The sequence below is a fragment of the Mycobacterium sp. SMC-15 genome (assembly GCF_045310925.1).
Taxonomy (GTDB): Bacteria; Actinomycetota; Actinomycetes; order Mycobacteriales; family Mycobacteriaceae; genus Mycobacterium.
In genome coordinates, this window is the sequence record NZ_JBJIAJ010000013.1 from 21,361 (window position 1) to 36,395 (window position 15,035).

The following is a 15,035-nucleotide window of genomic DNA, read 5'->3' on the forward strand; positions in this document are numbered from 1 at the left end:
CTGCCGAAGCCGGCGGCGCCACACCCAACCACTTCAACGAGGAGACCCGACCGTGACGAAGGTGAAGCAGTTTCTGTGCGGTACGGCCGTCGCCAGCCTGGTTGCTGGAACGGGAGCCGCGGCAGTAGGGACGCAGCTGGGCCTGTCTGCCGTGACCGCCGAGTGGATGCTCGCCGCCGAACACGTGCTGCTGCTGGGCACCGACGGCACCAACCTGGACAAGATCCTGGAGTACGCCTACAACGACGACAGCGGCTTCAAGATGCTGATGGACCGGGGCATCACCGCGGCAACCACCATCGCCGGACATATGACCATGTCCACACCCTCGTGGTCGACGATCCTCACCGGTGTGTGGGACGACAAGCACGGCGTGGTCAGCAACGTCTACCGGCCCGAGCCGTATACGACCTGGCCGTCGGTGTTCAACCTGATCGAGTACTTCAAGCCTGAGGTCGACACCACCGTGATCTCCGGCCGGGGCCTGTTCACCGAGATCGCCTCGACGGGCAACTACCCGGCCGACAACATCATCGGCATCTCCGGTGGCTCCACCTCAGCGGAGATGGATGCGCTGGTCACCCAGGAGACCATCGCCCGGATCCTGGCGACCACGAACAACCCGAACCTCGACACCTTCATGTTCTCCTACCAGTCGCAGGTCGACCATGCCGGGCACTCGTACGGCGGCGGCTCGGACGAGTACCGGGACGCCGTCATCAACGTCGGGGCCAACTGGAAGGAAATCCTGGAGGCCGTCGCCGCCGCCGAGGCGGCCACCGGTGACAAGTGGACGATCATCGCGGTCACCGACCACGGCCACCAGCAGAACCCGGACCTGTTCGGATTCAGCCTCGGCCACGGCTTCCAATCACCCAACGAGACGTCCAGCTTCGTCATGTTGTCGCTGGCGGGGAACGAAGCCCAGGCAGGCGGGCAGAGCCTGGCCTACCAGACCATCGACATCACCCCGACGATCTTGCAGGCCTTCGGCATCCCGATGCGCTCAGACTTCGACGGCACCCCGATGCAGCTCGACCCAGACCTGCTCAACAGTGTGGTGTTCCCCGCCGATCTCAAGCAGGCCCTCACCGACGCGATCCACAGCTACGGCTACCCGAACATCGGCATCGACGTCATGCTGAGCATCCGGGCGCTGGCGGGCGGGGCCGGCTACTTCCTGGAGAACTACGCGCTACCGCCCATCCTGAACTACCTGCAGTCGATCGTCGACCAGGACATCTTCCTGATCAGCGGGCTCGCGGAGGGCGCACAGTGGGTGCTCAAGACCGTCGGCGGCGCCACGGCCGACGTACTCACCGATATCGGCAGGGTCGTCGCGTATTTCACCGGCGCGGGGGTCATCCCGCCGAACGACGCACCGCTGCCGCTGCCGGGAAGCGCCGAGTTCACCGGATCGCTGGAGGCCTTGCTGGCGGACCACGCCTTTGCCGCACCCGACCTGGGCGGCTCCGACCTGCCCCTGATGCTCGACGTGGATGCCCCGTTGAGCTGATACAGCTGCGCTGACGCGCGTCTCGTCAGGTGAAATAACACACGGGCCTCCTCAGCAACACCCTGCTCACATGAGCGATTTCGGGCAGAAAGCTGAGTTTTCGCTGGGTAACTGTTAGTCTTGCGCCCAATTGGCCCGCACAACTCGACGAGGGATCCGATCGTGACAACTATCAAGAAGTTCCTCAGTGGTGTGGCCGTCGCCGGCCTGGTTGCCGGCACGGGGGCCGCCGTCGGGACGCCGACAGGGTTGTCCGCAACGACGGCCGACTGGCTCCTTGCCGCCCAGCATGTGCTGTTGATCGGCACCGACGGCACCAACCTCTCCAAGATCCTGGAGTACGCGTACAACGAGGACAGCGGTTTCAAAACCGCCATGGACCAGGGCATCACCGGAGCCACCAGCGAGGTCAACCACACCACGATCTCCGGCCCGTCGTGGTCGACGATCCTCACCGGCGTGTGGGACGACAAGCACGGTGTGATCAACAATGTCTTCGAGCCCGAGCCGTACGACAAGTGGCCGACGGTGTTCAACCTGCTCGAGTACCACGACCCGAACATCGAGACCTCGGTGATCGCCGACTGGGACTACATCAACGACATGGCCGCCGCGGGCGGCTATGGGGCCGACAACAACTTGTTCGTCCCGTTCCAGAACAGCTGGGCCGACACCGACGCAGAGGTCACGGCCCAGACCATCGCCCAGATCCTGGCGACCACGACCAACCCGAACGTCGACACCTTCACGTTCTCCTACCAGGTGCAGGTCGATGAGGCCGGACACGGGTTCGGTGGCGGATCCGACGAGTACAAGCAGGCCGTCATCAATGTCGGTGACAACATTCAAGCGATCTTGGCCGCGGTGGCGCAGGCCAGGGCGGCCACCGGCGACGACTGGTCGATCATCATCACCACCGACCACGGCCACCAGCAGTCGTTGGGCTTCGGCCACGGCTTCCAATCGCCCAACGAGACTTCGCAGTTCGTCATCTTCGATCAGGCCGGCGATCACGCCACGGACGGCAGCCAGAATCTGAACTACACGATCGCCGACATAACGCCCACGATCCTGTCGTTGTTCGGCGCCCCGATGCGATCGGACTTCGACGGTGTCTCAATGGCGTTCGACCCGACCGTTTTGAACGGCCTCGTGGATCCGGTCGACCTCAAGCAGGCGCTCATCGACGCTATCGCGATGTTCGGCTACCCGAACATCGGCAACGACCTCGCCCTGGGCTTCCGTACCGTCATCGCCACCATCCCGTACCTGCTCAACGGCGTAGTCACCGATATCGACAAGATGCTGCAGGGGATTGTCGACCAGGACATCTTCCTGATCAGCGGACTGGCCCAATTCGCCCAAGAGATCAACGACTTCTTCGGCGGTCTGTCGGTGGACGCGCTGCAATTGGTGGCACATGGCGTCGCCTTCCTCACTGGCTCCGGGACCATCGAACCGACCGACCCGCCGCTGCCGCCCCCGGGAAGCTCCGAGGCCACCAGCATCGAGTCCCTGTTGGCCGACCACAGCTACTCGGCTCCCGACCTCGGGGACTCCGACCTGTCGGGGCTGCTCGACGCACTGGTGGGCTGACAGCTCTTCGCACGCCGACATGCCGCCAGGTCGTTGACCTGGCGGCATCGGTGTTTTCGGCCGAGAGACCGCACCAGCCGCGCCACTTCAGCTGTGCTGCGCTAACGTCGCGGCAGGTACCTCACCCCGCGGGGCCCGGACCCGTTCTCGATCCCTGTTGAACAAAGGAGCGGCGACACCGTGAAGACCCCCATCTGCGAGCAATACGGCATCGACTTCCCGCTTTTCGCCTTCAGCCACTGCCGCGACGTCGTGGCCGCGGTGACCAACGCAGGCGGCTTCGGCGTACTCGGCGGCGCCGCCTACACCCCTGAGCAGTTGGATCAGGAGCTGACCTGGATCGACGAGCAGGTCAAGGGAAAGCCTTACGGCATCGACATCATCGTGCCCGCTAAATTCGAAGGCAAGGGCGAGAACCTTTCCGGCCACCAACTCTCCGACCGGATTCCCGACGAGTACAAAGCCTTCATCGCAGAACTGTTGGCGCAGCACGACATTGAGCCCGACGAAAAGCCCCGGTTGGGATCTGCCATGCTCTCCGGTAGCAACGGCGAACGACTGCTCGAAGTCGCGGTCGCCCATCCCATCCGCATGATGGCCAACGCGCTGGGAGTGCCGCCGGATTACATGATCAAGTCCGGCAAGGACAACGACATCCCGGTCGCAGCGCTCGTCGGCGCCAAGGAGCACGCCCTCAAGCAAGTGGCCCAAGGCGTGGATCTGATCGTCGCCCAGGGCACCGAGGCGGGCGGACACTGCGGCGAGGTCTCCACGCTGGTGGTCGTTCCCGAAGTCATCGAAGCCATCGACAACGCCGTACCCGTGCTTGCCGCCGGCGGAATCGTCACCGGCCGACAGATGGCAGCCTGCGTGGCCTTGGGCGCCGCCGGCGCGTGGACAGGTTCGGTGTGGCTCACCACCGAGGAGGCCGAAACAGCTCCGCACACCGTGCAGAAGATGCTCGCGGCCACCTCGCGCGACACCATTCGCTCCACCGGACGCACCGGTAAGCCCGCCCGTCAACTGGTCTCCGATTGGACCGACGCATGGCGGCCCAACGACTCGGGCCACCCGACGCTGCCTCTGCCGCTGCAGTCGATGATCGCCGAACCCACACTGCGTCGCATCGACAAACTGGCCGCTACCGGACACCCCGGGGCACAAGCCCTATCCACCTATTTCGTCGGCCAGGGCGTCGGGCTGATGAACAAGGTGAAGCCCGCGCGCGACGTCGTGTTCGAGTTCGCCGAGGACTACATCGCCGCCGCCGAGCGGCTCAGTGGCTCGATCAGCGACTGATAGCTACGGGTTCTGCGGCTCCCGCCACATCTTCCACAGTGTCGGCCCGCCGTTGGGGACGTTGATCTCGCCGATCACCCGGAAGCCGAAACGCTCGTAGTACGGCACGTTTTCGTGCTTGCTGGACTCCAGGTAGGCCGGGCAGAGCTCGGCATCGCAGCGATCGAGCCGCGGTTGCATGACGGCCTGTCCGAAGCCGCGCCCCCGTACGGACGGGTCACTGCCGATCACCGCCAGATACCAGTGCGGCTCCTCGGGGTGGTTGGCATCCAACAGGTCCGTCAGTGCGCGGCCTTGCGTCAGCCGGAAGCCGAAGGACCGGAACAACGACGGCACCATGCGCAGCTGGGACCAGATCGACTGCTTCCAGCGGTTGGGCGGATCCCACAGCGCAGCCGCCCCGACTACCGCGCCGTCGTCGGCCACCTCGACGCCGCCGCCCGCCAGGTGATGAACCCGTGTGGAGGTGCCGAAGAACGTCGTCAACTGCTCGGTGCGGGCCTGGTCGTCGGGAAGCAGCCACATGGAGACCGGGTCGTCGTAGAACGCACGTCCCAACGCCTGCGCCAGCGAGGGGATATCCGATTTCAGCGCGGGCCGCGAGTCGATTGCCATGGGCCTAGATTAATGCGTCGCATTCGGGCACCGTGCAGAGCAAGATCAGCGGCTATGAGCACGCTGCTGTGGGACCAGCACACCTGCCTGCCGCTGCAGGACAGCGCCGAGGTGGCACCGCTGACCCGCTACCAGCACTCCGGCGGCGCACTGCTGTCGGTGAACGCGGGCTACGCCCCGCAGCGCTTGGCCGACACCCTGGCGCTGCTGCGGCACTTTAGCCGCGCCATCGAGGCTCACCCTGGCCTGACGGTCGCGGCCGGACTGGATGACGTCGACGCGATCATCGGTGGCGGCGGCATCGCGGTGGTCTTCGACCTGGAGGATTCCAACCCGATCGACGACGATCTGGGCAATCTGGCCGTGTTGGCCGAGCTTGGGGTCCGTACGTTGTTGCCGACCTACAACCACGCCAACCGCGCCGGCAGCGGGTGCCTGGACGCCGTGGACTCCGGACTGACCGCGTGGGGCCGCGCGATCGTGGCCGAGATGAACGCCGTGGGCATGGTTCCCGACGGATCACACTGCAGCGCCCGCACCGGCCTGGATATGTGTGCTGTTTCGGCCGGCCCCGTCGTCTACAGCCATTCGTGCATGCGGGCACTGTGGGATCACCCGCGCAACATCACCGACGATCAGGCCAGGGCGTGTGCGGCCACCGACGGCGTCGTCGGTATCACCGCGGTGGGAATCTTCTTGGGCCCCAACACCCCAACCCTCGACGCGGTGGCGCACCACCTGGAGTACGCGGTAGAGCTGGTGGGCATCGAACATGTCGGCGTCAGCACCGACTACTCCTTCGACCACGCCGACTTCAATGCCGAGCTGCTCGCCAACCCGCAGTTGTTCGATGAGAGCTACACCCGCTGGGGCCCGATCCAGTGGATGCCCCCGGAGACCTGGCTGGGCCTGCGTGACCACCTTTCGGCACGCGGCTGGGCCGATGACGACGTCAACGCGGTGCTCGGCGGCAACTTCCACCGGGTGGCACGTGAGACATGGCGGACCTAGGTCTTGTGTTGTCCGTTGATGAAAGGCTTTATGGTGCTGATGAATTCGCTCGGTTTCTCCAGCAGGGGACTGTGTCCTGATCCGACGATAACGACCGGCTGCAGGCCGGCCTGGCGATAGCGGTCGACGTTCTGCACGGTCGGGGTCAGCACATCGCTGTCGCCCCACACCACCAGCACCGGTTTGCCCAGACCCGCCAACCGGTCGGCCACCGCCCGCTCTTCGTTGATCCGGCTCGCGGTCTTGGCGTCGCACAATGCGTTGTGGGTCATCCGTTTCAACGAGCGGTAGGCCAACGCGGGAATCGGAAAGTCGGCGGCGAATCCGGTCTGCAGCGAGCTCTTGTCGACGGCGTCGAGGCTGCGCAGCTTGTCTACCGCAGCGCCGAGCACCGGCCAGCACACCGCGTTGCCCAGCGCGGGCATGGCGGTCATCCCCAACCCCGCGGGAGTGTCGGAGACGATCACTCGGTCCACCAGCTCCGGTGCGCTTTCGGCCAGTGCGGTGGCCACGGTCCCACCCATCGAATGCCCGACCAGCACTGCGTGGCGCACACCCAGGGCATCGAGCGCTTGGTGCACGGCGGTTGCCTGGCCCTCGGCGCTGTAGGGGGCGGCGTCGCTCGGGGCCTCGGAGCCGCCGTGGCCGACCAGGTCGATCGCGACCACCCGCGATGTGTTTGCCAGCGCGGGCGCCACCGCCTCCCACCACTGAATCGACGCCGAATAGCCGTGCAACAGCACGACGGCGCGGTCCCCACCCGAGCCGTACTCGCGGACGTTGAGATCCGGTCCGGGCAGCTCAAGCACCCGCCCGTGCGCGAACGGCTCGGCGGCGCGTGAGATGCGGTCGGTGACCACGGTATTGACCAGCAGTGCGACGAGGACGAGCGTGATTACCAAAGCGGCAAGGCGTTTACCCACCCGCTTACGGTATCCCGGTCCTAGCCTGGATCGAGATCGAATCCACAGGAGGTAGCAGTGAGCGACCACGACATTCGGATGATCGTCTTGTCCACCGACGACCTGGACGAATCGATCAAGTTCTACAGCGAGACCCTGGGCATGCCGCTGAAGTTTCGCGACGGCGCGCACTTCGCCGCCCTCGACGGCGGATCGGTGACGCTGGCATTGGCGACCGCGGTGGATCACCCCATCCACGGACAGGTGGTGGTCGGTATCAAGACCGACGATGTCGACGGCGCCGCGAAAGCCATCGAGGCCAGCGGCGGCGGAATCGTGAAGGGCCCCTACGACGACGCGCACGAGCGGCGGGCCGTGGTCTACGACAACAAGGGCAATGGGCTGGTGTTCTATAAGCCGTTGGGGCGGTAGGGGGTCTCCGACGGTGACCCCGCATTCGCCTGTTGCGCCCCCGCATCGCTGGCAGTTCGTCGCGCTCACGGTCGGTCTTATTGCAACGGCCGCGGTGGCCATAGCTGGCGTTGCCATTGCCCTATCCAGGCCGGCGCATTCTGTGGTGACTTACTCCGCGGAAGAGAAGGCCGAAGCAAAGACGCAGTTGTGCGACCGCTACAAGATTGCAGTACGCGCGTCGCAGATCGAGACAGCGCCTGGAGGAGACCCCGCACTGGCTCGTATTTCGATGCTGAATGGCGCATTAATGCTGGAGACTGCGTCGGCAAACCCAGCACTCGACGTCAAATATGGTGACGCAGCACGCGCATTGGCTGTCTCCTTCCAAACCCAGGCGGCAATGGCCAGTGGTGAGTCGGCCGACTCTATGGCATGGCACCAGATCGTTGATGACACAAACGCCAAAGATCGCGTCGTCAAGGAGTTGTGCGGTACCTAGCCTGCCGTCGTTGATGGCTACGCTACGAGCATTCCTGCAATGTGCGGGGCCTACACGCCACCAAGGCGCTTTAACCTGGACGGCCGCGGGCGTCATGGCGTATGCAGGAAAACCCTGATCGGCTCTACCATCCGGAATGTGACCATGACACCACCTCCTTGGCCCACACCGCCTCCCGCCCAGTCACGTGGGCGGACCTCCGTGGTGTTGGCGGCGCTTGCTGCGCTGCTGTCTGTCGCCGCGTTGGTCGTGGCGATCATTTCGCTAACCCGATCAGCAGACTCGTCAACGCCGCATTACACGGCGGCGCAGCAGGCCGACGCCAAGAGGCGCCTCTGTGACAGTTACAAGCTCGCTGCTCATGCGGAACACATTGAGACGAACACGCCCAATAACTTTGCGTTCGCGCGTCTCTCTGCAACCAATGGTGCCCTGATCCTCGAGACGGCTGCGGCGGACCCGGCGCTAGACCCCAAGTATCGCGATGGAGCTCGCGCGCTCGCACTCTCCTACCAAACGCTCGTGGCGGTTGCTACCGGCAAAGACGGAGGAGACCCGGAGCTTGAGGCGGTGATCACCGAGACCAACGCCAACGCTCGCGCGATGCACGAGCTCTGCGGCGATTAGCCGCCTTCGATAGGAGATCGATGCAGGCTGAAGCTACCCCGAACTCCGGCATCAGTCCAGACGGTTGGAGGGTGAGATGAACCTGTCAGAGTCGGGCATCGCGACGCCAGACCGCTGAGGCGACTGCTTGAGATTCCCTACTGGCCTGATGGCGTGGGTTCCAATCAGGATGTAAACGCGAAATCGCGTTGAGGGCTACCATCCGCAATGTGACCATGCCATCACCTTCCTGGCCAGTACCACCCCCTGTTCAGCCTCATCGTCGGTCAGCCCTTGTACTCGCAACGCTCGCCGCCTTACTGGGCATTGCCTCCGTAATACTGGCTGTTGCGGCATTGATTCGGCCGGCAGCCAGTCCCATTCCTTCGGCAGCCCAGAAGACGGCCGCGAGGGCGGACCTGTGCGATCGGTTCAAACCTGCTATGAACGCGATACATATCGAGACCAACGGCCCCGATGCGGGTCTTGGACGTATCGCTTTGATTAACGGCGCACTGGTCCTAGAGAGCGCTATTGCGAATCCAGCCTTGGACCCCACATATCGCGACGCAGCCCAAGCCGTGGAGTCGGCCTACCAGGATCTAGTTATTGAATCTTCCAGCGGCAAGGCCGGCGATCCTCAGTTCGATAATGTCGTGAATACCGCCAACGCCAAAGAACGCGTATTGAAGGAACTATGCGGTGACTGATTTGGCGCTTGACCTGCCGCCGGGGAAATGGTCCTTCGATTTGGTAGGGGTGTGGTGGCCCGGCCCCCCGGCCCAACCCGAGATGGGGATCCAGCACTGGTCCAGTCAATCCGACGCCAAAGAGCAGGAAGCCATCGAACTCCGGGATTTCACAAACGGTGTAAGCGCAAGGAACAGTGGACAAACCACGGAGGACGAGCTGATACGGCTACGTATCGGCTACAACCGTCTGACGAACGCCGCCGAGCACTGCAGGAGCAAAAAAACAGCTAGCGACAGCGTCGTCAGGGCCGTTAAAGAACTCCGCCAAAACTTGACGAATATCGCCAACCAGTACAACCCAAAAATCGACGACCTGGTAGCGAAAAATACACCAGAGGCAATGACCGAAGCAATCGGACTAATCGTCGAAGCCAACGGCAAGGCAGCCGAACATAGCTCAGAAGCAAACCGACAGATCATTGAGGCAACCCGACAGATGTTCGAAGATCTGGGCATCGAAGGCGACGCCCAGAAGTGGCTGCAAGATAACGGCGCAAATTTCAGCCCACCACCATCCCAACCACCCACCGCCGAAGAGCTGAGCAGAAAGGCAACTGGTACCGACCAGCTTCCATTCCGGTACGGCACTGGGGATGCGGAGAATCGCCCCATTCCCAGGAGCGTGGACGATCTCCTTCTTCCGGACGACGGCGCCAACCGCGGCGCAGGCGGCAACGACACTGGGGGGGCGGGTAGCAGCGGAACCGGCGGCACCGGGGGCGGCAACATAGGCGGCAACAGCGGCGGCAACACCGGAGGCACCGGGGGCGGCAACATAGGCGGCAACACCGGAGGCACCGGAGGCGGCAACACCGGAGGCACCGGAGGCACCGGAGGCACCGGAGGCGGCAACATAGGCGGCGGCAGCGGCGGCGGCAACAGCGGCGAAGCCATCGGCAACAACACAGGCAACGAACTACAACAAGGGGCGGCCAACCCAGTGAGCACCCCTAACCTTGTGCCACCAGGAGGCGGTGGGGGCGGCGGCCTACCCAGCGCACCAGCGATGGGTAGCGGCGGCATGCCACCTCCCATGGCCTCCGGCATGTCAGGCCTGGGCAGCCCCGGCGGCGGTGGGATGCCACCCGGCCTACCGGGCGGCGGGCCGACCCAGGCGCTCGCATCGGGCATGCCTGGTGGTGGACCTGCGGGGCCGGGAGGGCCGCCATCACCATTGGCGCCAGGCGGAGCAGGCTCCGGGGGGTTCGGTCAGCCATCGCAGATTCCCCCCTCGCCGTCCGTGACGCCGATGGCCGGCGGCGCGCTGGGCAATATGGCCCAATTGGCCAGCCCTAACACCGAGATCGCCCCGTCCGCACCCACCGCCGGCGCGACACCGGCAGCACCAACGGCACCGCCGGTAACAGCGAGCCCGGCCTCGGCATCGTCGGGGCCGATCAGCGCCGGCCCGGCGGTCCCGTCGGGCCCCTTGCCCGGCTACGGGGCAGACCTGCGCCCAGCAGCTGGCGCCGTCCCGGCCACACCGACCGCACCTGCCGGTCCTGCGGGCCCGACTCCCCCGGCCCCGCCCGGCGGCGCCACGACGCCGACGTCCGGGGGGCCAACCGTTGCCTCCACCGGCGATCGTCCGGCACCGGGCAAACCGACGCCCAGCGCAGCCAGTCAGTCCGGCGCATCGGTGGCCGGGAGCATGGGCGCTGGGGGCACGGCCGGGGCCGGAGCCGGTACGGCCGCCCGGCGTCTGGCCGAACATCATGATCTGCAGCGCAAGGTCGACTGGGTGGCCCGCCAGGCGCCGAACCTGACTTGGGCGGCCGGCCTTCGCGACGACGAGACCACCACCGTGCTGGCCACCGACTTGGCCGGCGGCTGGATCCCGCCCACCGTCAAACTCCCGCCCGGGCTCACGCTTCTGGATCCGGCCCACCGCCGCCGTGACACCAGCGCGGTCGATCTGCTGGGTGCGGTGATCGCGGCCGCAGCCCACCAACCGAACACCTACGTCACCGAGGCCGGTCCGAACGATCCGATTCCCGGCAGTGGGGAGCGCGCCCGCTATGGCCAGCACGTCGACGAGCTAGGTCCCACGCTCATCGATATCACCGGCACCAACGACCGCCTACCGCGGATCGTGCAGACCGTGGCACGCGCCGTGGCACGCAGATCCGGCGTCGCCGACAACGAGATCGCGCTATTCCGGCAGGTAGTCACCGATACGCAGACGCGCGTACTCTCGGCCTATCCCCGACATGCTCCGCGGGATGTCGCCGACTGGATGCTGTTGGCGGCCATCGACGCCCTGATCGACGGAAGCGAAGAGCTCGCCCGCTACCACCTGGCGTGGTATCTGGCAGTGGCAGTACGGCATGGAGGTGTTACGCCATGACAGACGATTTCGTGAGGCACTACGGTGCGGACTTTCTGCACATTGCGCTCTCACAGCCCCCGACGCCGGTCCCCCCGGGACCGGTCCATCCCGGCGGATCGTCCCCGGTCGACGCCACGATGGCCGCCTTCGGTGCCGCAACCAACCTGAACCTGGTCGAGACGAACACCGAACTCGCCAACGATCACCGAGACCGCACCGGCCACGCCGCCGATGCCGTGCGCAAGTTCGGCGAGCACGAGGCCGACGCGGCATCGAAGTTCCAGAACGTCGCCTCGCAGGGTGACGCCCTGATGGCACAGCAATCACCGCAGGAAGCCATGGGCGGGGCGATGCAGGGTGTCAACGGCGCGATGCAGGGCATCACCAGTGCACTCAGCGGGGCTCTCGGTGCGGTGAGCAAGCTGCCCCAGGGGTTGATGCAGGCCGGCCAGGGCGCGTTGTCACCGCTGATGAGCGCCGCGTCGTCGCTGGGCAAGGCCGGGCTCGGCGGCGCCACGCTGGCCTCGGACATCAGCCCCGACCCTGGCTTGGGCGGCGGGGATTTCGGCTCCGGCGGAAGCGGTGGCGGGCTGGGCCTGGGCACAACGCCGGCCAGCAACCTCGGCCCGCCCCCGGTTCCGGGGACATCAACACCGACAACGCCCGCCAGCTCCCTGGCCAATACCGGTGCGGCCGGTCCGGCAGGCGGTGCGCCCACCGCGGGCGGGGGCGGCGGCGGGATGATGCCGATGATGCCCGGCGGGGCGGGCGCCGGCGGCAAGGGCGGCAAAGATGACAAGGCAGACGCGAAACGGATCGCCGCCCCCGGCGTGCCCAACGGCCAGCCCGTCAAGGGCCGCACGACGGCCCCGCCCAATGTGCCGGTGACCAAGTCGGTCGCGAAGGACGCCGGTCACCCCGGCATCACTCCACTGAAACGCATTGTGGACAAGGACGATTCGGCGAAGTGACCGCGCGGGCAGCACAGCCGATCGCCTAGTTGGGCTGCTTAGTTGTCGCGGCGCCTGCTCGCCCGGGACGTCAGCTGGTAGGCCGACAGGTAGAGCACGGCGAACAGACCAGCCGATGAGATCGACGCGATAAGGAACTGGAGGCGTTGTCCCTGGGCGATCGGGTAGCGGAACTTCGCCTCGCCATAGCCCATGCCGATTGCAAAAAATAGGCAGAAGCCGAGCATGTAGAGGATCAGCTCACGGTTGTTTTGAAAGCCGAATTCTTCGCGCCCTGGAAGGTACGAACTGCACACAGCTACGTCAAATGCGAGCCCGAATCCCGCGATAATCCACCAGATCTTCGGGGGCGTGGCGATCCGTTCGTGGCGCTGAAGTTTCGCCGACTCGCCTTCGGACTCGGCGTTCTTGTGGATCGGTTGAAACGCGTAGATTGTGCCGTGGATTCGAATATATGGAGTGTGGGCATATGCCCAGCCAACTGTTGCAATCAACATTACTGCGATCGCGGCCAGAATCGTCGCCGGATCGGGGTAGGCGGCAAGAACAGCAAATAGCATTGTCAGGCCTGCCAAATACCAATAGATGCGACGTTTCGACTCGAGCGGTACCTTGAGGTAATCCAAAAACCCACCGGCTGCGATGCACAGAACTGCAGCAATGACGAAGGCGTTACTCATATCAGTACCCCAGGGCGGCATCCACGATTCCTTGGCCTACTTTTGAACCTCCGACGATCCCGCCTGCCACAGCGAAGGGAACGGCTATCTCGGGGGCGACTATAAATGACATCAAGACTCCAGCGCCCCATGCACCCGCTGCGCCTCCTGCCCAACGGCCACCAAATTCCGTCACGCCCTGACCGGCCGAGATTTTGCCGTCCCTTACGTCCATTAAGGTCAGTAGACCATCCAATCCGGTAGCTGTACCCCCCAGACCCCTTCCGAACTTCCTCAGCGCCTCGGCGTCGGCCTTGGAAAATGCGTCAGCGTCGAGCCAGTGCCGCCCCGTTGGCAGACTTTCCCCGTATTTCTCCAAGCCGCCAGCGACGGCATCGGAGGCGTTCGCGAGTTGGTTGAAGAACTGCCTCGGCGAGGTCCCGTTCTTGACGGCGTCGACGGCACGCTGGACTCCGGCGGGGGACACGCCACTACTGCGGAGTCGGTCGGCGAAGCCGTTGAGGGCAAATGCGCGGGCGGCCGCTTCAGCGTCATCGAGGGCCCTGGTGGCCTGGTCGGGCGTCATCGGTGCAATGTCCGAATGCAGCGACCCGGATTCCAGCTGGCGCCGCATTTCCAAACGGCTTTGGGCATTGCTGCGGGTGTCACCGCCCAGGACGGTGTCCGGCCGCAGTGGGCCGATGAAGTGGGCCATGCGGAAGTCGTCGAGGCGTTCGCCGGCCAGGCGGCGGGCGTCGGGATCGGCGGTGGGGTTGGTGGCGGTGACGTAGTCCCGCAGGCGGGCGGCGGCCTCGGCTTTCTGCGGCGTCATCTCGCCGGGACTGTCCGCGAGTTCCTGGTCGTGGTCGCGTTGGGTGTTGCGGTAAGTGTCGGCGGCGTGGTCGGCCTGCTGGTCTTGGTTCGGCTGGCCGTCGCCGTCGTAGCCGTGCAGCGGTACCGGATCATAGCCGTGGGAGAGCAGTTTGCTGGTCGCGTCCTGCAGGGTTGCGGCGTAGTCGTCGCGGAGCTTTTCGACCTGGTGCAAGATGCCGGCAGTGTCGTCGATCGCGACCTGTTCCAACTCGGCGGTATCTAGGTGCGCCTGCTGGTACATGCCGATGCGGTTGTCGATGTCTTGAAGCTGGATCTCCAGCGCGTTGATCTTCGCGGCCGCCGACTTCTGGGCCTCGGCCAGCGCGGCGGCGATCATTTCCAGGTCGGTGCCGATAGCCGTGAGCTGGGTTTGCTGCAGGTGCAAGGTGTCGGTGGCGCGTTGCACTTCCACCGAGTCGTTGATCGGGTGCTCGCCGTTCTCCCGGTTCCAAGCCGCCTGGAAGCGTTGGCGGGCTTGGGCGAACGCCGCGCTGGACGCGGCGGTACACGCGCCGGCGTTGTGGAAGGCCTGCGCGAGCTCGTCGACAGCGGCCGGGTTACCGCTTCGCAGGGTGTTGTTGACCTGCCACGGGTCGCCGCCCGCGGCATCGATGAGCAGCGGCAGGCTTATGTAGCGGAGTTGCACCGCACTGCACGAAGTTCGGCCGCGTTGTGCTGATCCATACCGATAAATGCCCGCCGGGCGTGGTGTGCCTTGTCCGCGACATCGGCCAAAACCCGGCGTTGATCGTTGAGGGTTGTGATGTGGTCGCAATGGCGGGTCAAGATCGCCTGGGAGAAGGTGTCGGCGGCGCCAAAACTGCCGAAGATTCCCGCCGCCACCGCAGTCTGATCCAACGACGTCGCGCCCGCCTGGGCGTGGTCCGCAGCGCTGTCGGAATGGGTTGCCCCGTCCTTCAACATCGCCGGATCGACGAACACGCCAACTCCTTTCGCATGCCAACTTCCGGTAACCCTGGCAGCGGTAGTTGT

Annotated in this window: 15 protein-coding genes; 10 read left to right on the plus strand and 5 right to left on the minus strand. The window is 65.2% G+C overall.

Annotated features, from left to right (window positions below):
• Positions 1 to 52: 52 nt before the first annotated feature.
• From ACJH71_RS18350 to ACJH71_RS18360, 3 genes are all read left to right on the plus strand, one after another.
• The gene (locus tag ACJH71_RS18350) at positions 53 to 1,516 is read left to right on the plus strand and encodes an alkaline phosphatase family protein (RefSeq protein WP_406759418.1); all 1,464 of its coding nucleotides are present in this window, start codon (positions 53 to 55) and stop codon (positions 1,514 to 1,516) included.
• Positions 1,517 to 1,678: 162 nt separating this feature from the next.
• A complete protein-coding gene (locus ACJH71_RS18355) occupies positions 1,679 to 3,112 on the plus strand; it encodes an alkaline phosphatase family protein (RefSeq protein ID WP_406759419.1) in 1,434 nt (477 codons plus the stop codon).
• A 180-nt stretch (positions 3,113 to 3,292) separates the two neighbouring features.
• Positions 3,293 to 4,411, plus strand: a complete 1,119-nt coding sequence (locus ACJH71_RS18360) for a nitronate monooxygenase (RefSeq protein ID WP_406759420.1) — start codon at positions 3,293 to 3,295, stop codon at positions 4,409 to 4,411.
• A 3-nt stretch (positions 4,412 to 4,414) separates the two neighbouring features.
• Here ACJH71_RS18360 and ACJH71_RS18365 read toward each other — a convergent pair whose 3' ends face one another.
• Positions 4,415 to 5,026, minus strand: a complete 612-nt coding sequence (locus tag ACJH71_RS18365; protein WP_406759421.1) for a GNAT family N-acetyltransferase — start codon at positions 5,024 to 5,026, stop codon at positions 4,415 to 4,417.
• 54 nt (positions 5,027 to 5,080) lie between these two features.
• On the opposite strand from ACJH71_RS18365, the gene ACJH71_RS18370 reads away from it, so the two are divergent.
• The gene (locus tag ACJH71_RS18370) at positions 5,081 to 6,037 is read left to right on the plus strand and encodes a dipeptidase (RefSeq protein WP_406759422.1); all 957 of its coding nucleotides are present in this window, start codon (positions 5,081 to 5,083) and stop codon (positions 6,035 to 6,037) included.
• Here ACJH71_RS18370 and ACJH71_RS18375 read toward each other — a convergent pair.
• The gene (locus tag ACJH71_RS18375) at positions 6,034 to 6,960 is read right to left on the minus strand and encodes an alpha/beta fold hydrolase (protein ID WP_406759423.1); all 927 of its coding nucleotides are present in this window, start codon (positions 6,958 to 6,960) and stop codon (positions 6,034 to 6,036) included. The genes ACJH71_RS18370 and ACJH71_RS18375 overlap by 4 nt on opposite strands.
• A gap of 78 nt (positions 6,961 to 7,038) precedes the next feature.
• Between ACJH71_RS18375 and ACJH71_RS18380 the strand changes: the two genes are divergently transcribed.
• The 6 genes from ACJH71_RS18380 to ACJH71_RS18405 all read left to right on the plus strand — a co-directional run bounded on the left by ACJH71_RS18380 (position 7,039) and on the right by ACJH71_RS18405 (position 12,510).
• The gene (locus ACJH71_RS18380; RefSeq protein ID WP_373693206.1) at positions 7,039 to 7,371 is read left to right on the plus strand and encodes a VOC family protein; all 333 of its coding nucleotides are present in this window, start codon (positions 7,039 to 7,041) and stop codon (positions 7,369 to 7,371) included.
• A 13-nt stretch (positions 7,372 to 7,384) separates the two neighbouring features.
• Entirely contained in the window at positions 7,385 to 7,852 is a 468-nt protein-coding gene (locus ACJH71_RS18385) for a hypothetical protein (protein WP_406759424.1), read from the plus strand.
• 201 nt (positions 7,853 to 8,053) lie between these two features.
• The gene (locus tag ACJH71_RS18390) at positions 8,054 to 8,479 is read left to right on the plus strand and encodes a hypothetical protein (RefSeq protein ID WP_406759425.1); all 426 of its coding nucleotides are present in this window, start codon (positions 8,054 to 8,056) and stop codon (positions 8,477 to 8,479) included.
• A gap of 422 nt (positions 8,480 to 8,901) precedes the next feature.
• The gene (locus ACJH71_RS18395) at positions 8,902 to 9,168 is read left to right on the plus strand and encodes a hypothetical protein (RefSeq protein WP_406759426.1); all 267 of its coding nucleotides are present in this window, start codon (positions 8,902 to 8,904) and stop codon (positions 9,166 to 9,168) included.
• A gap of 382 nt (positions 9,169 to 9,550) precedes the next feature.
• Positions 9,551 to 11,557, plus strand: a complete 2,007-nt coding sequence (locus tag ACJH71_RS18400; RefSeq protein WP_406759427.1) for a DUF5631 domain-containing protein — start codon at positions 9,551 to 9,553, stop codon at positions 11,555 to 11,557.
• The gene (locus ACJH71_RS18405; protein ID WP_406759428.1) at positions 11,554 to 12,510 is read left to right on the plus strand and encodes a hypothetical protein; all 957 of its coding nucleotides are present in this window, start codon (positions 11,554 to 11,556) and stop codon (positions 12,508 to 12,510) included. The genes ACJH71_RS18400 and ACJH71_RS18405 overlap by 4 nt, the downstream gene beginning before the upstream one ends.
• A 38-nt stretch (positions 12,511 to 12,548) precedes the next feature.
• Here ACJH71_RS18405 and ACJH71_RS18410 read toward each other — a convergent pair whose 3' ends face one another.
• From ACJH71_RS18410 to ACJH71_RS18420, 3 genes are read right to left on the minus strand one after another with little or no spacing between them, the layout of a single operon-like run.
• Positions 12,549 to 13,190, minus strand: coding sequence for a hypothetical protein (locus ACJH71_RS18410; RefSeq protein WP_406759429.1), 642 nt, complete (start codon positions 13,188 to 13,190; stop codon positions 12,549 to 12,551).
• Position 13,191: 1 nt separating this feature from the next.
• On the minus strand, positions 13,192 to 14,688 hold the full coding sequence (locus ACJH71_RS18415) for a hypothetical protein (protein ID WP_406759430.1): 1,497 nt from the start codon (positions 14,686 to 14,688) through the stop codon (positions 13,192 to 13,194).
• The gene (locus ACJH71_RS18420) at positions 14,670 to 14,984 is read right to left on the minus strand and encodes a DUF2563 family protein (protein ID WP_406759431.1); all 315 of its coding nucleotides are present in this window, start codon (positions 14,982 to 14,984) and stop codon (positions 14,670 to 14,672) included. The genes ACJH71_RS18415 and ACJH71_RS18420 overlap by 19 nt, the downstream gene beginning before the upstream one ends.
• Positions 14,985 to 15,035 lie beyond the last annotated feature (51 nt).